At 34.1% G+C, this 20,228-nt stretch carries 25 protein-coding genes; 12 read left to right on the forward strand and 13 right to left on the reverse strand.

The annotated features are described in order from the left end of the window. Nucleotides 1-117 precede the first annotated feature (117 nt). Nucleotides 118-1,377 (reverse strand): asparagine synthetase B, encoded by a 1,260-nt coding sequence (locus ACNQGD_RS08155; protein WP_417998955.1) that lies wholly within the window; start codon nt 1,375-1,377, stop codon nt 118-120. A gap of 345 nt (nt 1,378-1,722) precedes the next feature. On the opposite strand from ACNQGD_RS08155, the gene ACNQGD_RS08160 reads away from it, so the two are divergent. Then, a complete protein-coding gene (locus ACNQGD_RS08160) occupies nt 1,723-2,403 on the forward strand; it encodes a DUF547 domain-containing protein (protein ID WP_417998956.1) in 681 nt (226 codons plus the stop codon). A 43-nt stretch (nt 2,404-2,446) separates the two neighbouring features. Here the strand turns inward: ACNQGD_RS08160 and ACNQGD_RS08165 are convergent, their stop codons facing one another. The 9 genes from ACNQGD_RS08165 to tgt all read right to left on the reverse strand — a co-directional run bounded on the left by ACNQGD_RS08165 (nt 2,447) and on the right by tgt (nt 11,035). Then, nucleotides 2,447-3,115, reverse strand: coding sequence for a response regulator (locus tag ACNQGD_RS08165; protein WP_417998957.1), 669 nt, complete (start codon nt 3,113-3,115; stop codon nt 2,447-2,449). Between the two features lie 3 nt (nt 3,116-3,118). Further along, a complete protein-coding gene (locus ACNQGD_RS08170; RefSeq protein ID WP_417993970.1) occupies nt 3,119-3,904 on the reverse strand; it encodes a sensor histidine kinase in 786 nt (261 codons plus the stop codon). Next, nucleotides 3,901-4,539, reverse strand: a complete 639-nt coding sequence (locus ACNQGD_RS08175; RefSeq protein WP_417998958.1) for a hypothetical protein — start codon at nt 4,537-4,539, stop codon at nt 3,901-3,903. The genes ACNQGD_RS08170 and ACNQGD_RS08175 overlap by 4 nt, the downstream gene beginning before the upstream one ends. Before the next feature lie 9 nt (nt 4,540-4,548). Next, nucleotides 4,549-4,941: a hypothetical protein gene (locus tag ACNQGD_RS08180; protein ID WP_417998959.1), complete on the reverse strand. Its 393-nt coding sequence runs from the start codon at nt 4,939-4,941 to the stop codon at nt 4,549-4,551. Nucleotides 4,942-5,124: 183 nt separating this feature from the next. Continuing rightward, nucleotides 5,125-6,669, reverse strand: coding sequence for a replicative DNA helicase (dnaB, locus tag ACNQGD_RS08185; RefSeq protein ID WP_417993973.1), 1,545 nt, complete (start codon nt 6,667-6,669; stop codon nt 5,125-5,127). Nucleotides 6,670-6,809: 140 nt separating this feature from the next. Beyond that, nucleotides 6,810-7,763, reverse strand: a complete 954-nt coding sequence (locus ACNQGD_RS08190) for an acetyl-CoA carboxylase carboxyltransferase subunit alpha (protein ID WP_417998960.1) — start codon at nt 7,761-7,763, stop codon at nt 6,810-6,812. Nucleotides 7,764-7,884: 121 nt separating this feature from the next. Continuing rightward, nucleotides 7,885-8,766, reverse strand: a complete 882-nt coding sequence (locus tag ACNQGD_RS08195) for a DMT family transporter (RefSeq protein WP_417996656.1) — start codon at nt 8,764-8,766, stop codon at nt 7,885-7,887. Beyond that, the gene (locus ACNQGD_RS08200) at nt 8,753-9,841 is read right to left on the reverse strand and encodes an LptF/LptG family permease (RefSeq protein WP_417993976.1); all 1,089 of its coding nucleotides are present in this window, start codon (nt 9,839-9,841) and stop codon (nt 8,753-8,755) included. The genes ACNQGD_RS08195 and ACNQGD_RS08200 overlap by 14 nt, the downstream gene beginning before the upstream one ends. 63 nt (nt 9,842-9,904) lie before the next feature. Then, nucleotides 9,905-11,035: a tRNA guanosine(34) transglycosylase Tgt gene (gene tgt, locus ACNQGD_RS08205; RefSeq protein WP_417993977.1), complete on the reverse strand. Its 1,131-nt coding sequence runs from the start codon at nt 11,033-11,035 to the stop codon at nt 9,905-9,907. Nucleotides 11,036-11,517: 482 nt separating this feature from the next. Here tgt and ACNQGD_RS08210 point away from each other — a divergent pair, with 482 nt between their 5' ends. From ACNQGD_RS08210 to ACNQGD_RS08225, 4 genes are all read left to right on the forward strand, one after another. Beyond that, nucleotides 11,518-11,841 carry a hypothetical protein gene (locus tag ACNQGD_RS08210; RefSeq protein WP_417998961.1) on the forward strand — a complete coding sequence of 108 codons (324 nt, stop codon included), beginning with the start codon at nt 11,518-11,520 and terminating at the stop codon, nt 11,839-11,841. Nucleotides 11,842-12,074: 233 nt separating this feature from the next. Continuing rightward, a complete protein-coding gene (locus ACNQGD_RS08215) occupies nt 12,075-12,632 on the forward strand; it encodes a YdeI/OmpD-associated family protein (protein WP_417998962.1) in 558 nt (185 codons plus the stop codon). 32 nt (nt 12,633-12,664) lie between these two features. Next, nucleotides 12,665-13,051: a ribosomal maturation YjgA family protein gene (locus ACNQGD_RS08220; RefSeq protein WP_417998963.1), complete on the forward strand. Its 387-nt coding sequence runs from the start codon at nt 12,665-12,667 to the stop codon at nt 13,049-13,051. Between the two features lie 97 nt (nt 13,052-13,148). Continuing rightward, nucleotides 13,149-13,571 (forward strand): DoxX family protein, encoded by a 423-nt coding sequence (locus ACNQGD_RS08225; RefSeq protein ID WP_417993981.1) that lies wholly within the window; start codon nt 13,149-13,151, stop codon nt 13,569-13,571. An 88-nt stretch (nt 13,572-13,659) separates the two neighbouring features. Here ACNQGD_RS08225 and ACNQGD_RS08230 read toward each other — a convergent pair whose 3' ends face one another. Next, on the reverse strand, nt 13,660-13,815 hold the full coding sequence (locus ACNQGD_RS08230; protein ID WP_417998964.1) for a hypothetical protein: 156 nt from the start codon (nt 13,813-13,815) through the stop codon (nt 13,660-13,662). A 136-nt stretch (nt 13,816-13,951) separates the two neighbouring features. Between ACNQGD_RS08230 and ACNQGD_RS08235 the strand changes: the two genes are divergently transcribed. The 5 genes from ACNQGD_RS08235 to ACNQGD_RS08255 all read left to right on the forward strand — a co-directional run bounded on the left by ACNQGD_RS08235 (nt 13,952) and on the right by ACNQGD_RS08255 (nt 17,623). Next, nucleotides 13,952-14,458 (forward strand): MepB family protein, encoded by a 507-nt coding sequence (locus tag ACNQGD_RS08235; protein ID WP_417998965.1) that lies wholly within the window; start codon nt 13,952-13,954, stop codon nt 14,456-14,458. 20 nt (nt 14,459-14,478) lie between these two features. Continuing rightward, nucleotides 14,479-14,757, forward strand: coding sequence for a rhodanese-like domain-containing protein (locus ACNQGD_RS08240; protein ID WP_417998966.1), 279 nt, complete (start codon nt 14,479-14,481; stop codon nt 14,755-14,757). A 218-nt stretch (nt 14,758-14,975) separates the two neighbouring features. Beyond that, on the forward strand, nt 14,976-15,539 hold the full coding sequence (locus ACNQGD_RS08245) for a YciE/YciF ferroxidase family protein (protein WP_417996649.1): 564 nt from the start codon (nt 14,976-14,978) through the stop codon (nt 15,537-15,539). Between the two features lie 216 nt (nt 15,540-15,755). After that, nucleotides 15,756-16,607 carry a transketolase gene (locus tag ACNQGD_RS08250; protein ID WP_417998967.1) on the forward strand — a complete coding sequence of 284 codons (852 nt, stop codon included), beginning with the start codon at nt 15,756-15,758 and terminating at the stop codon, nt 16,605-16,607. 62 nt (nt 16,608-16,669) lie between these two features. Next, nucleotides 16,670-17,623 (forward strand): transketolase family protein, encoded by a 954-nt coding sequence (locus ACNQGD_RS08255; RefSeq protein WP_417993987.1) that lies wholly within the window; start codon nt 16,670-16,672, stop codon nt 17,621-17,623. Between the two features lie 66 nt (nt 17,624-17,689). On the opposite strand, the gene ACNQGD_RS08260 is transcribed toward ACNQGD_RS08255, so the two are convergent. Beyond that, complete coding sequence (locus ACNQGD_RS08260; RefSeq protein ID WP_417998968.1) at nt 17,690-18,673, reverse strand: FKBP-type peptidyl-prolyl cis-trans isomerase; 984 nt, start codon at nt 18,671-18,673, stop codon at nt 17,690-17,692. 79 nt (nt 18,674-18,752) lie between these two features. Between ACNQGD_RS08260 and ACNQGD_RS08265 the strand changes: the two genes are divergently transcribed. Together ACNQGD_RS08265 and ACNQGD_RS08270 are read left to right on the forward strand one after the other, a co-directional pair. After that, the gene (locus tag ACNQGD_RS08265) at nt 18,753-19,142 is read left to right on the forward strand and encodes an RNA-binding S4 domain-containing protein (protein WP_417996646.1); all 390 of its coding nucleotides are present in this window, start codon (nt 18,753-18,755) and stop codon (nt 19,140-19,142) included. A 67-nt stretch (nt 19,143-19,209) separates the two neighbouring features. Further along, nucleotides 19,210-19,710, forward strand: a complete 501-nt coding sequence (locus tag ACNQGD_RS08270; RefSeq protein ID WP_417993990.1) for a phosphoribosyltransferase family protein — start codon at nt 19,210-19,212, stop codon at nt 19,708-19,710. Here ACNQGD_RS08270 and ACNQGD_RS08275 read toward each other — a convergent pair. Beyond that, entirely contained in the window at nt 19,702-20,220 is a 519-nt protein-coding gene (locus tag ACNQGD_RS08275) for a shikimate kinase (protein ID WP_417998969.1), read from the reverse strand. The genes ACNQGD_RS08270 and ACNQGD_RS08275 overlap by 9 nt on opposite strands. Nucleotides 20,221-20,228: the final 8 nt, after the last annotated feature.

Consider the following 20,228-nt stretch of genomic DNA (forward strand, 5'->3'; position numbering starts at 1 on the left):
AGCTAATCCTGCTGTCCGTTATATCTTTCTCTGCCTCAAAAGGCAAAGAAAGGATGTCACTGCCATCAGGGCTAAAAACACAAAAGCCAATCGATTGCGATTGGCTTTTATTTTATACTACGTTTTTAGTTTTTTCTTTTTTGCTGCCGGAAACAATACATTATTCAGAATCAAACGATACCCCGGCGAATTAGGATGCAAATCCAGAACCGTTGGCGGATCACCCACTTGATGCTGAAAATCTTCTGGATCATGCCCTCCATAAAACGTAAACATTCCCTTTCCTTTTTGACCATGAATGTATCGCGCTTCACCATTAACCTCACAAGTACCCATCACCAGAATATTCGATTTAATTAAAGGAATATCAAATGCTGTGGTTTGTCCCATAAATCCTTTTACTAATTGCGTATGATTTTGACACAACATACTAGGAATTGGATCCCATTTTGCCGAAAATTCCATTAAAGTAAAATAATCTTTCTCCATAGGAACTCTTCGTTTTGAAGTCATATCAATATCTGAAAATTCATATTGCTCCGGTCTTCTTTCTAAAATAAAATCTTTGAAAGCAAATGAATTGCTGTAATTCATTTTAGATTGATAATTTCCTTCACTGGGATCTCCATCAAACATGGCTTCACAAATATCTACACCATCGGCTGCCAACGCAATATCAAAACTATCCGTTGCTGAACACATGGCAAACATAAATCCACCTCCTATGACAAAATCCCTAATTTTTTTAGCGACAGCGCCTTTTTCTTGAGAGACTTTAGGGAATCCCAATTTACTTGCCAGTGCTTCTGCCTCTTTCTTTTGCTCAATATACCAAGGTGTATTTTTATAAGCACCATAAAATTTACCGTACTGTCCCGAAAAATCCTCATGATGCAGGTGCAACCAGTCATAGAGTAACAATTGATCACTCAAAACCTCTTCATCATAAATGGGTGTAAAAGGAATTTCTGCATAAGTCAAAACCATAGTCACCGCATCGTCCCAAGGTTGTTTCCCTTTTGGAGTATAAACAGCAATTTTAGGTGCTTTTTCCAATACAACAGATTCCATATTTTGGGAAGGACTGGATATTTCATTCAAGATTGTCACTGCATCACCATCGGAAATAACTTCAAAACTCACTCCTCTAATTTGACATTCCTTGCGAATTTCCTCCACATCAGGCAATAAAAAAGAACCTCCACGATAGTTGAGCAACCAACTGGCTTTATAATTTTTATCTAAACACCAATATGTAATGCCGTATGCTTTAAGATGATTTTGCTGACTCGTTTCATCCATTGGCAACAAAATAAAAGAAGCTTTTGCTGTTATTGTCAGCAAAAAAATAAGAATATATAGCAATGGTTTCGACATCGATTTTTAATTTTTATACACCAAAGATAGAAAGTAAGCGATTCAAATACATAAAATTTAACTATTAAATCAACTCCTAAAATAATTTTAGAAATAAAACACGTAAAAATACGTATAGCCAAACAATTTCCTATTCCTAAATTTGCAGGTATCCCCTAATCGACTAAGATGAAAAATTTAATAATGAATTCACCAGAAAAAAACAGCCCCGACAATATTAATAATCTTATTAAAAATGTTGTAATCGTCCTATTAATAATACTCATCATTACTTTCTATGTCTTGTGTTATCAACTTCTTTTCAATTAATATCCTTTTAAGTCATAAATACAATACCCCATTAATGTGAAAAATTATTACACCACTTTATCAGAAGATATTCTTTCTGTTGCAAAATCAGGGAAAGATACACTCCCCTTGCGGAGACAACTTTTTTACATAAGACAAGCAAAACTTGAAAAAAGTTTAAATACGGATGATTTTAAAAAAACTTTTTGGCTAAATATTTACAATGCTTTTTACCTTATCTCCTTAAAAGAAACAAAACAAGGAAAAGAAATTTTCAATCTGAAAAGGATCAAAATTGCACGCGCAGTATTTTCATTAAATGATATTGAACACGGTATTTTAAGAAAATACAAATTTAGAATTGGTTTTGGATATATTACGAATCCATTCTACTCTAATTTTATAAAAACCTTAGCCGTAAGCAAAGTCGATTACAGAATCCATTTTGCATTGAGAAGTATTAATTTGGAGAAAAAAACTATTGATTATTTCGATTGTGAAAAAATTGAGAAACAACTTACTACAGTTACCAAAGATTTTATTTGTCTAGAAACTGAATTTGACAGTGAGTCTAAAACAATTAGAGCTCCCGATTTTTTATTCTTCTATTTGAGAGATTTTGGTGGAAAAAAATCCGTAAAAAAATTAATCGAAACAATTTTTGAAAAAGATTTAAAGGAATACAAACTCCAATTTAAACTCCATAAAAGATCAGAAAAATTACTTAGGGTTTCTTGATGCAAACATTCAAAAAAATTAACTTCACAATTCCTTTATAGCATTAATCATTCAGTAACATCAATTCGTTCTGAACGGCATAAACTACTAAACCGGCAATATTTCTGGATTCGGTTTTCAGCAATAAATTATTCCTATGTCCTTCTACAGTTCTTGGACTTATATAAAGTTGCGCTGCAATTTCCACCGTACTTTTTTGAATACAAATAAGTTTAAGCACTTCAATCTCCCGTGGACTAAGAAAGTTGCTATCAAAATTACTCTTGGTCTTTTTTTTTGTCAATACATCAGACTGAATGATTTTCAGGACATAATCCGTGTAATAAAATCCTTTTGAAGCGACTTCTTTTATTGTTGTCAGTAATTCTTGAGGAGTTGTATTCTTTATCAGATACGAAACAGCACCTACATCGATCATATTAGCCACGAAAGATTTAGAATCATAACTGGTCAGCGCAATGATTTTTAGTTCTGGAAATTCCTTTCGGATTATCTTTGTTGCTTCAACCCCATTTATCACGGGCATTTTTAAATCCATGATGATAATATCAGGATGATTGTTTTTATTTTTTTGGAGGAAAGAAATTAGTTCATCCCCATTAGAAGCTTCAAAAATAATTTCAATATTTGTTTCGCGGCCCAATAAAAAACAAATTCCTTTTCTAAAAAGAATTTCATCATCTACTACTATTATTTTTATAGTTTTATTCATTAATTAAAAATTAAAAACTACTGAGATTCCTTTGTTGATTGATGATTCCAAGGTCATTTTACCGTTTAAAAAAGCGATTCTGCTTTCTATATTTTTCATTCCAAGACCTTTTTGATTTTCATTATTTTTCATTTCAAAACCAATTCCGTCATCCGTATAAAAACACCAATTCTTTTCTTTCTTATTTTCAAAAACAATCGAAATAAGGGATGCTTTTCCATGACGCAATGAATTATTCATCAACTCTTGTAAAATCCTAAATACATGTAAATGTTTATCATTGTCTATGATATCAAACATAGTTTTATTTTCATAATTTACTTTTACCGCTTTGGAACTGCTAAATTCCAAACACAATTCCTCAACACCGGCATGCAATCCAAATTTATCTAAAACAGGCGGTAACAAACCGTGAGCAATTTTTCTTGAATTATCTAGTGCTTTGGTGCTAAGATTAATAATATTGGTCGTGATTTCAACTACCTCATTTTCGGTTAAATTAGGCGTGGTAAGCAAATGACTGTTCAAAGAAACTATATTGAGTTTAGAACTAATATCATCATGCAAATCCTGGGCAATACGCTTGCGTTCTTCTTCTTGAGTAATAATGACAGCGCTTAAAAGTTCTTTTTGATACTGAATTTCTAAATCTTTTTTTTCTAATTCTTTCTGAATAATTTTCTTTCTTGAAAAATAGAAAAACAATACCAAAACCAATCCCATTAAAAGAAAAGCGACACAACTATAAATTACAATTTCAATTATTTCACTTTCTTGTATTACTTTCATAAAGTAGTAATTATTGTTTTTTTAGAAAAACTTTTTTTCCATTCAAATAAAATGAAAAACTGATAAATGATGTACAAAAAAGCATTTAAAATCCATGGTACTAAATTTAATTTTGGACTCAGTGAAGACATTAAATTACCAACGAGAAATAATATCGTACTGCCAAATAAATACATTAATATCCCGATATTAATATAATAATACTCTTTTTTTTCATTTAACAAATTATAAAAATGAAAGGTTGTGAATATGATAATCAAAAACGAAGTAATAAAAATCTCAAACAAATTAAATTTAAAAAATAAGTTTGGGCTAATTGAATATTGAATTCCTAATGCCAGTAAACATAAAACAACGCTCATTATAATTATTTTTTTTTGATACTCTTTCTTTAAAAGAGTCCAGTAAAAAAAACTTAAAAGAATAAATTGTCCGATAAAGTAGAAATGAGACAAATATAAATTTTGAAAATGAAAACTGATCAAAATTTTAGAAGCCATCTGGATAATAAATATTACACCTAAATAACACGCAAAAATCTTAAAAGCTTTTTGTTGTTTTCTAAATCCAATACTAAAAAGAATTAAATTAAATATTAGAAGTATATTCCCAATATTTGCAAGTAGGATTAACATGTAGGTTGGTTATTTAAACATTGGACTCTCAGGATCACATGCCGTAGGACAAGGCTGTGTAAAATCATAAATATCATCTGGCTGGGCTGTCGTATTTTCAACACCAACGCTAATCATATCTACATAAATTTTAGTTACAGGATCGTATTTTGTACCTACAATCATTAATTTCTCCACACCTTCATCATTTATCCCAATGTAAGCTCTTACAGCATCTACATCTTCTCTTAATACTTCCAACAAATCTATTTTTGGAATTAAAAAAGCATGTAATTCATGGTGTTTGTTGTAATTCCCTTCTTGTTTAGACCAACGTTTTGCCCATTTTTGTGCTGTTTTTAAAGGAATTGCATTTACAATTTTTGTCTGTTTATGGTTTTCTGGAGTAGTTTCTTGTGACATAGGATTTGGGTTTTGGTCAACTGTATTTTTAAAATTAAAAGTCGTTAGCTAAACTACTACTTTTTATTGTTTTAACAAAACACATCCTATGTATTGCCAAATTAAAAGAGCCTAAATCATCTATATTTGATTCAGGCTTTTTAATTTTATATTCTAAAAACGATAGCTAACTTGTTTCTTTTTCTAAAACGGAACATCACTGTCATCATCCGGATCATTCAAATTGCTTCCAAAAGCGTCATTCGCAGATGGTAAATTTTTAGTGATAAAAGGATTGTCCTCTTGATTCATGCTCGATGGTAAATCATCATATCCACCGCTGAAATCTTCCAGATTATCAAATTTCCCCAGATGTCCAATAAACTTTAACCGAACGTTTTCTATACTACCATTACGGTGTTTGGCAATCATTATTTCTGCCTGTCCGGCAGTTGGCGAGGCTTCATCATCATCCCACTCGTCAATTTTGTAATATTCAGGACGGTATAAAAACGATACAATATCAGCATCTTGCTCAATCGCCCCCGATTCCCGAAGGTCAGAAAGCAAAGGTCTTTTACTGGAACCACGGGTTTCTACCGCACGCGATAATTGAGAAAGAGCAATAACCGGAACATTTAATTCCTTTGCTAATGCTTTTAAGTTTCTGGAAATCGTAGAAATCTCCTGCTCTCTATTTCCTCCTCCTTTTCCGTTTCCGCCTGCAGTCATCAATTGCAAATAATCGACAATGATAATTCGGATACCATGTTGCGAAACCAAACGCCTTGCTTTAGCCCTTAAATCGAAAATAGACAATGAAGGGGTATCATCAATAAACAAAGGTGCTTTCTCTAAATTTTTAACTTTGGTACTTAATTGTTCCCATTCGTGTTTTTCCAGTTTTCCGGTACGCAATTTCTCTGATGACAAGCCTGTCTCCGATGAAATAAGACGCGTAATCAACTGAACTGATGCCATCTCCAAGGAAAACAAGGCAACCGGCATTCCGTAATCGATTGCCATATTTCGTGCCATCGACAATACAAATGCGGTCTTACCCATTGCTGGCCTTGCCGCTATAATAATTAAATCACTTGGTTGCCAGCCCGAAGTAATCTTGTCTAATTTATCAAAACCTGTCGCAACACCACTCAGTCCTTCTTGGCCCGCAATTTCCTCGATTCTTTTCTTGGCTTGCAAAACTAAACTTTGAGCCGTTTCGGAACTACGTTTAATGTTCCCTTGTGTTACTTCGTATAATTTGGATTCGGCTCTGTCCAATAAATCAAAAACATCTGTTGTTTCATCATAGGATTCTTCGATAATTTCTGAAGATATTCGAATTAAACTACGCTGAATAAATTTTTGCAAAATGATTCTGGAGTGGAATTCAATATGTGCCGAAGAGGAAATCTTTTGCGTCAGCTGAATTAAATAAAAATCACCGCCTGCCAAATCTAATTTTGCATTTTTTTTAAGTTGGGCAGAAACGGTTAATAAGTCAATAGGCTGTGTTTCTGTAAACAGCTGGACAATAGCTTCAAAAATATGTTTGTGTGCATCTTTATAAAAAGCATCAGGCTGTAAAATGTCAATCACATCATCTACTCCTTTTTTATCAATCATCATGGCACCCAGCACTGCCTCTTCTAAATCGAGAACCTGAGGAGGCAATTTCCCTTTTTCTAAGCTTATAATTGTTGTTTTATCCACCTTTACAGGGTTTATATTTCTGAAGTTTTCCATAGAGCGAAAGTAGCAAAAATTAAAAAAATATTGCCATTGAGTTGTTACAAATAATTGTTCATAAGTAACTATTTTTTGTTTATAACCAAAAAAAAATCCGAAACGGCGAGGCTTCGGATTAAAGATTAATTTGTAAGATTTTACTCTTTATATTCGCCCATTTTACTGTATTTATCCATTCTTTGGGCTATTAATTCTTCTGTTGATAAGTCTTTCAACTCATTAAAACCTTTCATTATATATTGCTCCACCGTTTTGAAAGCTGTCGCTCTATCATAGTGTGCTCCACCTAAAGGTTCCGGGATGATATCATCAACTAATTTTTGTTTTTTCATGTCAGCAGAAGTCAATTTTAATGCTTCGGCCGCTTGTTCTTTGTATTCCCAGCTTTTCCATAAAATAGAAGAACACGATTCTGGTGAAATAACAGAATACCACGTATTTTCCATCATGTACACTTTGTCACCCACACCTATTCCTAATGCTCCTCCAGAAGCTCCTTCACCAACAATTACTGTGATAATAGGCACTTTCAAACGAATCATTTCAAATATGTTTCTGGCAATCGCCTCCCCTTGTCCGCGTTCCTCTGCTTCCAATCCCGGATAAGCTCCCGGAGTGTCGATCAAAGTCAAAACAGGAATGCCGAATTTCTCTGCCATTTTCATTAATCGCAACGCTTTTCTATATCCTTCAGGATTTGCCATTCCGAAATTACGGAACTGACGTGTCTTGGTGTTAAATCCTTTTTGTTGCCCCACAATCATAAACGACTGTCCATCAATTTTACCTAAACCACCAATCATGGCTTTGTCGTCTTTAAAACCTCTGTCGCCAAAAAGTTCCAGAAAAGTTTCACCGCATAAAGCACGCACGTGATCCATTGTGTAAGGACGGCTTGGATGTCTTGATAGTTGTACCCGTTGCCAAGCTGTCAAGTTTTTATAAATATACCTTTTAGTTTCTTCTAACTTTTTGTTGATTTGCTTGCAAGTATTCGTTACATCAACATCCGATTCTTGACCAATAATAAGACATTTGTCTAACTGTTCTTCTAGTTCTTTTATTGGAAGCTCAAAATCTAAATATTCCATAGGATTTTTGCGTTTTTGTTTTTATTTGGAACCGCAAATATAAAATTTTAAATCGTTCAAAAAGGTAAATTTTATATTTATGTGTAAAAGTTTGCTTCTCAAAACATTGAGAAAGTTATTCTTATTTGTCCTTTTGATAGTGTTTTATAACTCCGTTCAGGATTACGGTGATTACAATTATTAGTGCTCCGATGTAAAACTCAAAGCTCATTTTCTCTTTTCCGCCAAGGATGAAATAGGCCAAAACAATCCCGTAGACCGGCTCTAAATTTGTAGTCAGCATTACGGTATAAGGGGTTAGTTTCCGCATAACTTTTACAGACGCGGTAAACGCATAAGCCGTACAAATAGAAGCCAAAATCAGTATTAAAATCCAATTATTAGCTGTCAGTATAAAAAAGTCCTCGGTGAATTTTTGTTGGAACAAAAAGTAAATCGTAATAAAGAAAACACCTGCCAGAAATTCGTAAAAAGCAATTACTGATGGTTCGTGTTTTTCTATCAATTTTCCATTCATCAGCGTAAACAAAACACCTAGTATAATCGATGCCAAAGCGTATAGCATTCCGTCCAAATAGTTAATTTCGACCTTCATAATCAATGCCAGACCAGCGATAATGATGAGGCCAAAAAATACTTCGTACCACAATACTTTTCGACCATAAAAAACAGGTTCCAAAATGGAAGCAAAAAACGCTCCCAGCGAAAAGACGGATAGTGTTATGGAAACATTGGAAACATGAATCGCTTTGAAGAAAAAGATCCAATGCAAGGCTATCAATAATCCCACAAAAATCAATTTGAAAAACGATTTTAAAGGAATTTTAAAGGATATCTTTTTGAATGCAATAAACAAAGCTAAAAACAGCCCTGCAAAAAACATGCGGTACCACACTAAAGCATCCGCCGTTATCGTGATTAAAGCGCCTAAAATAGCGGTAAAACCCCAAATGAAAACGATCAAATGAAGGTTTAAATAACTTTTTAATTTATCGTTTTGCATTTCGTAACAAATAAATGGCTAAAATTCCAAAAGCAATATTAGGCAACCAAACGGCTAACATGGGTGGAATACTCGATTTTTCGGCCAATACGCCGAAGATTTTATCAAAAAATACAAAGGCAAAAGCCAATGCAATTCCTATGGCTAAATTAGTTCCCATTCCGCCTCTTCGTTTCATGGCCGAAACGGCAACGGCAATAATGGTAAGAATAAATGCCGATACCGGAACGCTATATTTTTTATACAAAACCACCAAATACACATTAATATTAGAAGACCCTCGCTCCCGTTCTTTTTTAATAAAGGCATTCAATTTCCCTAAACTTAAGGTTTCTGCAATGTAAACCACCGGCGTTAAATCTTCCAAATCAAAAGTAAAAACAGCCTTTTTTTCAGGTGACTTTTCAATCTTATCATTGAGTTCCCCTACCGTTCTTTTGGTATAATCATACATGGTGTAGGTGCTGTCCTTCGGGTTCCATTTTATTCTGGTAGCGGTAATTTTATGAACTAACTTCTGGTTTTTAAACTTTTCAAGCGAGAAATTAAAAGCTGTTTTAGACTCTGTATTAAAACTATTGACATAGATAAATTCATCATCACTAATTTGTCTGTAAACGTCCGTATTATCTCCCCGCATGGCTTCTTTACCGCCACCTTTCAAGTACGTATACCTAAAATTATTGAACCCTTCACTGGCTGCCGGAACCACGAAGAACCCCATTAGCAATACAAAAACGGAAACAATGGAAGCTCCAATTATGTAAGGTCTTAAAAAGCGCGTAAATGAAATTCCGGAACTTAAAATAGCAATAATCTCCGTATCATTTGCCAGTTTTGAGGTAAACCAAATCACCGATAAAAACAAAAATATCGGGAACAGGGAATTCGCAAAATAAACCGTAAAGTTGTAGTAGTACAGTGCAATCTCAATAAACGGAACTTTATTTTCCAGCATTTTATTGATTTTCTCTGATACGTCAACAACGATTCCTATGGGGATAAACAACAACAGCATCACCGCAAATGTGGCTAAATATCTTTTTAGGATGTATCTGTCTATTATTGTTAACATAAAGTGTATTCGGTTAATCGTTGATTTGGTTATTCGATTAAACAAATAACCGAATTAACAAATTTACAAACGTTGGTTCATATTCTTCACCATCATTTCTTTCCACGGTCTGAAATCGCCCGCTAAGATATGTTTTCTGGCTTCACGAACCAACCACATATAAAACCCAAGATTGTGTATCGTAGCAATTTGTTTCCCTAGGTATTCGTTGGCAGCAAAAAGGTGACGCAAATACGCTTTTGTATATTCAGTATCCACGTAAGTAATTCCCATTTCGTCAATTGGCGAAAAATCATCTTCCCACTTTTTGTTTTTGATGTTTATTGTACCATTTGCTGTAAATAACATTCCGTTTCTGGCGTTACGCGTAGGCATCACACAGTCAAACATGTCAATTCCAAGGGCAATATTCTCCAAAATATTGATCGGAGTTCCCACGCCCATCAGGTAACGCGGTTTGTCTTCCGGTAGGATTTCACAAACAATTTCGGTCATCGCATACATTTCTTCGGCAGGTTCCCCTACTGAAAGTCCGCCAATTGCATTTCCTTGTTGATTGGAATTCGCAATATATTCGGCCGATTGTTGGCGTAAATCTTTGTAACAACTTCCTTGAACAATGGGAAAAAATGTTTGTTCGTATCCGTATTTAAAAGGCTGCGTGTCTAAATGATTGATGCAACGGTCTAACCAGCGGTGCGTCATTTTCATGGAACGTTTTGCGTAGTTATAATCACAAGGATACGGCGTACACTCATCAAAAGCCATGATAATATCGGCACCAATGGTACGCTGAATTTCCATCACATTCTCCGGCGTAAAAAAGTGGTATGAACCGTCAATGTGCGATTTGAACTTCACTCCTTCTTCCTTGATTTTTCTATTTGCCGAAAGTGAATACACCTGGTATCCACCGGAATCCGTCAAAATATTACGATCCCAGTTCATGAATTTATGCAAACCGCCTGCTTTTTCCAAGATTTCGGTTTGTGGTCTCAAGTATAAATGGTAGGTATTTCCCAAGATAATATCTGGGTTTATATCTTCTTTCAATTCGCGTTGATGCACCCCTTTCACCGAACCTACGGTTCCTACAGGCATAAAAATTGGAGTTTCAATCACACCGTGATCAGTGGTAACAGTTCCCGCTCTGGCTTTGGACTGCGGATCTTTTTTTAATAAATCAAACTTCATAGTAACGTATTTCACCCGATTGTTCGGCTGGCAAAGATAGGTTAATTTGAAATCTACATCAAAAAAATGTTTTTCATCTCTTAAAGGAAAAAAGCAGCTTCCTGACAACCAAAATTGAAATACTTTTTAGGAAGAAAATTAGATAATTTAAAAATTTAATTACCATTTGGGAAATCATTTTGGGCGTGCCCTAAAAAGGTCGGGCTATTCGTTGCAATCTTTTATTTCGCTACGCTTCATAAAAGGATTTCCACTGCTATCCCTCACGCAAATGAATGGTAACGACAACTAAAATAGTCCTATTTAAATTCAGCAATAATCCTGCAAACTAAAAGCCAATTTTACGGTTTGTAAGAAAATTTTAATAAATTTGAAGAAGTATAAAGAGAAAAAAACTTCACAAAACTGCCATTGTTTGGGTGTATGTATTAATTTTTTTTAGTATGTACTAGCTGTCAGAAAGTTTGTTAAAATTATATAAAATGGAAAAAAACAATATCGATTTTAGCTGGTTTAAAAAATTAAATACTGCGAATATTTACCCAAGCATTAATCCAAATCTACAATCTTTATTTAAAGACCCAGAACTAACACAAAAGGAAATTCTTAACTTCTTGAAAGAAAGCAACCAAAAACAATTTGAGGTAGCAGAATTACAATCTAAAACAGCTGAAAAACAGTTTGTTAACAACAAAAGATTAACAATAATCGCGTTGATTTTTGCTTTTATTTCTATTATCCCAATAATTCTAGAAAATATTCCAATATTTCAAACAAAAAATACGTTGAGAATAGATATGAATTAGAAAACAAAATATTATTTCAATCAAACGCTATCCCTGAAAATCAAGTAAAAATTTTAAAATTACAAAACGACATAATTTTAGAAAAGCTAAAAAATAAAAATTAGAAATAATTAGAAATATTAAAAATTTCACCCTTAATGTCCGACTGCGCTAACAATTAGGGTAAATACGGGCAATCTAGATTCCTCTTTTTTTTGTATTTTTCTACGGTATTTAACAAACTTCATTTTGAAATGGCAGCAACCTTTTTTACAACACAAGCAGCATTTAGAGAATGGTTAGAAGAAAATCACAAAATAGAAACCGAACTACTCGTTGGTTTCTATAAAGTGAGTAGCGCCATACCTTCCATGACTTGGTCGCAATCCGTAGATCAAGCACTTTGCTTTGGCTGGATAGACGGTGTTCGAAAATCAATTGATACTGAAAGTTACAGCATCCGTTTTACGCCTCGAAGAAGCAGCAGTATTTGGAGTGCCATCAACATCAAGAAAGTGGAGGAACTCACTAAAGCCAAGCTAATGACCCCTGAAGGACAAAAAGCATTTGATTTACGAACAGAGAGCAAATCCAGAATTTATTCTCACGAAAAAGAACTGGTTGCTCTTGCCCCAAATTACGAAAGCCAATTTAAAACGAACCCATTAGCTTGGGACTTTTTTAATGCACAAGCTTCTTCCTACAAAAAGGTAATGATACATTGGATAATGACAGCAAAACAAGAAAAGACCAGACTGTCAAGGCTTGAGAAAACAATGCAAATCAGTGAACAACAAAAACGAATGCAATAAAAAGTAAAGTACCAAACCGCTAACCAACCAATATGTTACAATTCAACCGCACCTATTTTGCTATTACAGTTTTACTTTTTCTCTTAGAAATAGCCATCGCCTTGTTTGTTCATGACAACTTTATAAGACCTTATTTAGGAGATTTTTTAGTGGTTATGCTACTCTATTGTTTTCTAAAATCATTTTTAAAGGTGTCGGTTTGGGTTGCCGCAGGTTTTGTGTTGTTCTTTTCATTTGCTATCGAAATCGCACAATATTTTAATGCAGTTGAAAAACTAGGCTTACAGCACTACAAAATCGCTAAAATAGTTCTTGGAAATTCTTTTGCCTGGATGGATTTACTTGCCTACATTCTTGGTGTTTTAGCCGTAATTAGCATTGAAAAATTCACTATAAAACGAGAGAATAAAATACAATAACAACTTTGGGCTATTGTTAAAATAAGCTATTCTATACAGCAAATTCTTGCAAAAATATCTTACGTTTGTAAGAGCACTATACTAAAAACTTTAAATTATGATTCAAAAACTGTTCTCCCCAACTTCTTGGACCGTCAATGCAACTGATTGGGCTTCGCTTATTTTACGATTAACACTAGGTTTGTTGATGTTAAGTCATGGCATCCCAAAATTGATGAAGTTATTGAATGGCACAATGGAATTTGGTGATCCAATAGGCATTGGTGCTCCGGCGTCATTGACTTTGACTGTTTTTGCCGAGGTTGTATGCTCTTTATTTATTGTAATCGGATTATGGACCAGACTGGCGTTGATTCCGCTAATTATTACAATGGCGGTGGCCGTGTTTATTGTTCATATTAATGATGATCTGGGAACAATGGAAGCTGGATTAATGTATTTACTTTGCTATTGTGCCCTATTTTTATTGGGAAGCGGTACCTATTCAATGGATGCAGTTTTGAAAAGAAAAGCACTTTAAAAAATCATTGCATCTAAAAACGTACTAAAACAAGTTGTGTTTTACGCCAACTTATTTTAGGACGTTATCCATTTCAAAACGGATATAATTATTCTAATAATTTTTCACTGTAATAAGCAATTTCATTCATTTTTAGATATTCCATGAAAGCGGAGACAATTGAAGAGCTGACTACAACTACAATTGCCAGTATTGTTGCTTCAATAATTGGGATTCCTCTGGCCATAATTACTGTAAAAGTCATTAAAGATTATTCTGAAATTGAACCTTTACTTTATCAATTGAGGGATGAGGAAAAAGAAGTAAAAATGATACCAGATACTGACTTACAACCATTAAAAAATTAGTTTCTCGTATAAAAAGCCTAAATAACAGCACGAATGATTCCCGAAAACCTAATTGAGACTAAAGAGTTTGTTTTTAATACATGTGGTTTTGAACTCCGAAATCTTGAAATAGAAAAAGAAAGCGCTGAATATAGTGCCTGTAAATTTGACCTTGACTCGATTAAAATACTCTTTCGTGTTGCCAAAATTACGCCTACAAAGATTGGGCAATTTGTCACTTTTTGGAAGAGAAGTGAAAATGGACCAATCGAGCCTTATGCGGTTTCAGACGAGATTGATTTTTTTGTTATAAATACTAAAAGCAACGATAAATTTGGTCAATTTATATTTCCAAAAACGGTGCTTTGCCAACAAGCAATCATCAGTACCAACTTAAAAGAAGGAAAACGAGGAATCCGGGTGTATCCGCCTTGGGACTTAACAGTAAGCAAACAAGCGCAAAAAACCCAAAAATGGCAACTGGAATATTTTTTAGAAATTCCTTTGAATAAATGCGTAAATTTAGATAGAGCGAAACAGCTATATGCTATCATAAATTAATAATCTTTAAAAATAATATAATGGAAGTAGCAAAAATAATTAAGGAAAAACTGGGTACAATAGTCGATGTGCGTTCCTATGATGAGTTTATGGGCGGGCATGTTGCTGGTTCCATAAATATTCCTTTGAATGAGATACCACATAGAATGCAGGAAATACAAGAACTTAAACCGCCACTAATTCTTTGTTGCGCATCGGGAAATAGAAGTGGCCAGGCACAAGTGTTTCTAACGGCACATGGAATCGAATCTTACAATGGCGGTTCTTGGCTGGATGTGAATTATCATCAGTCGCAATAGCTTTAAAAAAGACAATCTAACAGCATTACAAAACTATAATTAGAAAGTTAATTTCTTAAAAAATCATACATTTCGTGTTTACAATTAGTTAATTAACAATTGATTACATTTTAATATGTTTAATTTTATCCTACTTAAAAAAATTAAGTAATGAGTTTGTTTGAGAGAATAGCACATCTAATATTCCTCATAAAAAATTAATCTAAAAAACTACTGTTATGAGAACTGAAATGAGTAAAAACGAAAATAATAAAGGAGCTGTACAAGCAAATGCAGCACATGGATTGAGAGATTTATTTGAAGTTGGATTGAAAGATATTTATTGGGCCGAGAAAGTATTGACTAAAACTTTGCCTAAAATGGTAAAAAATGCCTCATCGCCAGAATTAGTAAACACTTTAAAAAAACAGTTAAGCGAGACACAAGAACATGTTTCTCGTCTGGAAAAAATATTTGAAGTAACAAGTATTGCGCCAACAGCAAAAAAATGTGATGCCATGCAAGGGATATTGAAAGAAACTAATGGTCTTATCCGTGAAACCGACATTGGTATGGTGCGTGATGCCGGAATTATTGCGGCTGATCAAAAGGTAAAGCATTACGAAATTACAACCTATGGCACTTTACATGCTTTTGCTAAAACTTTAGGCGAAGACAAAGCCGCAAATTTATTAGCTATGAGTCTTGATGATGAGAAAAAAATGGATTCCGCATTAACTGGAATTGCTTTATCATCTATCAATAATCAAGCACACAGAGCGGATGCAATTACGAACACTTAACTATAATTATAATTGGATAATTTACAAATATTATTTGTTTCTCCATTCACAAAAAAGCCCGCCAAATGCGGGCTTTTTTGTGAATGATACAAACTTATCCCGGTAAGTTTATTCAACTTAAATTCTAACGAAAACTTCTATCAAATATTCCTAAAAACTTTTGCGGTAACCCTAAATAAAAATTACATTTGCAATAGTTTAACTTTTACACATAAAATGAAGCCTAACACACAACAATTAAACGATTTAACAATCCAAGTCAGAAGAGATATTCTTCGAATGGTACACGCTGTCAACTCAGGTCACCCAGGTGGTTCTCTAGGTTGTACTGAATTTCTAGTAACCTTATACCAAAATATAATGGAACGCAAAGAAGGTTTTGATATGGACGGTATTGGAGAAGATCTTTTCTTCCTTTCTAACGGACATATTTCTCCTGTTTTTTACAGCGTTTTAGCAAGAAGCGGTTATTTCCCGGTATCGGAATTAGCAACTTTCCGTTTGATCAATTCAAGATTACAAGGTCACCCAACTACTCATGATGGTTTACCTGGAGTGAGAATTGCGTCAGGTTCTCTTGGACAAGGATTATCCGTAGCGATTGGTGCTGCTCAAGCTAAAAAATTAAATGGTGACAATCATATAATTTATACGCTTCACGGAGATGGTGAATTACAAGAAGGTCAAAACTGGGAAGCAATTATGTATGCTTCCGCAAAAAAAGTAGACAATCTTATCGCTACAATCGATTTAAACGGAAAACAAATTGACGGAACTACTGATGAAGTTTTAGCAATGGGAAGTATCCGCGCTAAATTTGAAGCTTTTGATTGGGATGTTTTAGAAATTGAAAAAGGAAATAATATCGAAGCTATTATTGCTGGAATGAACGATGCAAAATCAAGAACTGGAAAAGGAAAACCAGTTTGTGTGTTGTTGCATACTGAAATGGGTAATGGTGTAGATTTTATGATGTATAGCCATGCTTGGCACGGTAAAGCGCCAAATGATACGCAACTTGAAATTGCTTTAGGTCAAAATTATACTGAGGGCGAAAGCGATTACTAGAAAGTGTTCAGATCTCAGTAATTAGTGTTCAGTAGAATACTGCTAAAAATCTAAATTGAAAAATGAAAAAATATACAAATACAGGAAGTAAAGATACGCGTTCAGGTTTTGGAGCGGGAATGACTGAATTAGGTCAAAAGAATGAAAATGTGGTAGCACTTTGTGCGGATTTAATAGGTTCGTTAAAATTTGACGATTTCAAGAAAAATCACCCGGAACGTTTTTTCCAAATTGGGATTGCTGAAGCCAACATGATTGGAATTGCAGCGGGTTTAACCATTGGAGGAAAAATTCCTTTCACAGGAACTTTCGCTAATTTTTCTACAGGAAGAGTGTACGATCAAATTCGTCAATCTGTTGCTTATTCTGAAAAAAATGTGAAAATTTGTGCTTCACACGCAGGATTAACTTTAGGGGAAGATGGGGCAACACACCAAATTCTTGAAGATATTGGATTAATGAAAATGTTACCGGGAATGACTGTAATCAATACGTGTGATTACAATCAAACTAAAGCGGCGACATTAGCGATTGCAGATTACCATGGCCCAGTTTACTTGCGTTTTGGTCGTCCGGTTGTTCCTAACTTCATGCCCTCTGATGAGCCTTTCGTAGTTGGAAAAGCGATTGTTTTAAGCGAAGGTTCGGATGTAACAATTGTTGCTACAGGACATTTAGTTTGGGAAGCGCTAATTGCTGCTGAAGCTTTGGAAGCAAAAGGTATTTCTGCCGAAGTAATCAATATTCACACCATTAAACCATTGGATGAAGAAGCGATTTTGAAATCATTGGCAAAAACAAAATGTATCGTTACTGCTGAAGAGCATAATATTCTTGGTGGTCTTGGCGAAAGCATTTCCAGAGTATTAGCATTGAACAGTCCGGCTCCACAAGAGTTTGTAGCTGTAAATGACAGTTTTGGAGAATCTGGAACACCAGAACAATTAATGGAAAAATACAAATTGAACAATCAAGCGATTGTTGAAGCTGTAGAAAGAGTAATGAAAAGAAAATAAACATTTTATGTTACACCAAAAAAAATCCAGTTCAATAGAACTGGATTTTTTTTGACTTGTATTTTTTTAATTGCACTTCACTAAATGTCTTTTTATCCTCGCTGGATCAGTGGTATTTCCATCACAACCAGGAATAACTGCAAATGGAATCAAAACACCATTAGCACCAGTAATTTCTGTTCTGGTACTCACACCGTCACCATCATCGTCAGTATCTAAAAAATTAGGAATGCCATCTCCATCAGAATCATCAGGATTCACAACACCCTTTGCTAAAACGCGCATGTAACCATCACCGTTTAGATCTTCTTGAAAATTCATAATTCCATCACCATCAGAATCAATTCTATTCACTTCAAATAATTTAAAACTAAAAACTAAAGGAGCATAAGCTGGAATACTAGCATTTCCTGCATTGTAATATCCAAGTCCTGATGGAAGAAACATAATTCCTGCTCCAAAATCATTATAGGAAATCGTACCATCAGGATTTGAAGTATAAGTTCCTGCTTTAAACTCCGGAAACGTTTCACCCCATCCTGTTATTGTACTTAATAAACTTAAGAATTGTTGTGGATTCCTAACTTGTTCAAATTGAGTTGCAGTTAAGGTTTCTACTTCAACTACTTTTTGACGAGATAAATAATCTCCTTTGTAGGCAGACAATACCCCGTCAATATTAGACGGTCGCGCTCCTGCTCCTTCTCTTAACACTAAATAATACAACTTATACGTTATATCATGCAGTTTAACCTCTTTGCTTAAAAGTTTAGGAAAAGTGGTGCTATTCAAATAAGAATAAATAGACTGTTGTGTTCCGCCAGATGGAATTTTAGTGTAAGTAACATCTTGATCATCTGAAAAACCAGGGTGACTGAGAACTGTTATAGAAAAGGTTTTTAAATATTCTTCAATGTCCGTTAAATCAGTAGCATATTGTACTGCATAGTCCCTTGGTGGTGTAATTTCTGCACCATTATCATCCTTTGAACATGAAAATAAAGAGACGGTTGTAATTAATAGAAAAAAATAATACTTAAATTTGTTCATTATAGCTGAATTTTTAAGTGCGCAAGATACAATATTGATTGATTTTTGTAAACTATTTAACTCCGATTTTAGAAAATTTATGAGAATAGATAAATATTTATGGTGCATGCGGTACTACAAAACCCGAAATATGGTTACTGAAGCCTGTAAAAAGAATCATGTAACTGTAAACGGCCTTGTTGCCAAGCCTTCGAAGGAAGTTTTTGCTACTGATAAAATCACGTTTCGGAAAGACCAAATTACTCAAATCATAACCGTTCTGGATATCCCAGAGAACCGTGTTGGAGCTAAATTGGTGGATATTTATAGACGAAACGACACTCCAGCAGAGGCTTATCAACATTTAGAGCTTTTAAAATTATCCAAAGAACATTATCGAAAAAATGGTACCGGAAGACCTACCAAAAAAGATAGAAGAGACATTGATGAATTTGGAAATGAAATAATTACTGATGGCGATACCGAATAAAAAACAGGAATTACTGTTTTAATCTAAGATACTAATTGGCTGCAGCTTTAAACAATAATCTAAAATAATGAGCAAAAATATCATTTTAACGAAACAAGAGATAGAGCATAAAATAAAAAGAATTGCTTACCAAATCTATGAAACCTTCGTAGATGAAGAAGAAATTGTAATTGCCGGAATTGCCACTAACGGTTTTATATTTGCAAAAAAAATAGCATTGGCGCTGGAAACAATATCAGCTATTAAGGTTTCCCTTTGCGAAGTGCAAATAAACAAACAAAATCCACAATTACCAATTCACACCTCCTTACCAAAAGAACAATACGCTAATAAAGGCTTAGTTCTGGTTGACGACGTATTGAACTCAGGAACTACATTAATTTACGCAGTAAGACATTTTATAGACGTCCCGCTAAAGAAATTCAAAACAGCTGTTCTAGTAGACAGAAATCACAAAAAGTATCCAGTAAAAGCCGATTTTAAAGGAATTTCTCTTTCAACCTCATTATTGGAGCACGTACAAGTTGTTTTTGATGAAAACAATGATAGTTATGCGTATTTAAGCTAAAATAGCAACAATATCCAAAACAGTCTGATCAATGGTTTTATCATCAACTACCACTTTATAGTGAGCCTGGTTGTAATAAAAACTTCGGTCAAAAAGATGTTTTGCTATAAACTCTTTCATCTCAGCGTCACTTTTATTTGCAATAAGAGGACGCTTACTTTTATTAAGGCTTAATCTATTGAACAAAGTATCTATTGAAGCTTTGAGATAAACTGACACCACATTATCCCCTTTTAATAACTCATGATTATTTGCATAACACGGCGTTCCTCCACCTAAACCTATAATTAATTGTTCCGGCATATTCAATAATTCGATAAAAACTTCGTGTTCTAGTTTTCTAAAATAAATTTCTCCGTGCTTTTCAAAAATGGCATTTATGGATAAATTTACTTTCTCTTCAATCTTTTTATCCAAATCCACGAAAGGAAATTCGATAATTTTCGACAACTTATTTGCAATTGTGGACTTACCACAACCCATATAACCTAATAATATAATTTTTTTCATCTGAATAA

Source organism: Flavobacterium glucosi, from assembly GCF_048286535.1.
In the GTDB taxonomy this organism is placed as follows: Bacteria; Bacteroidota; Bacteroidia; order Flavobacteriales; family Flavobacteriaceae; genus Flavobacterium.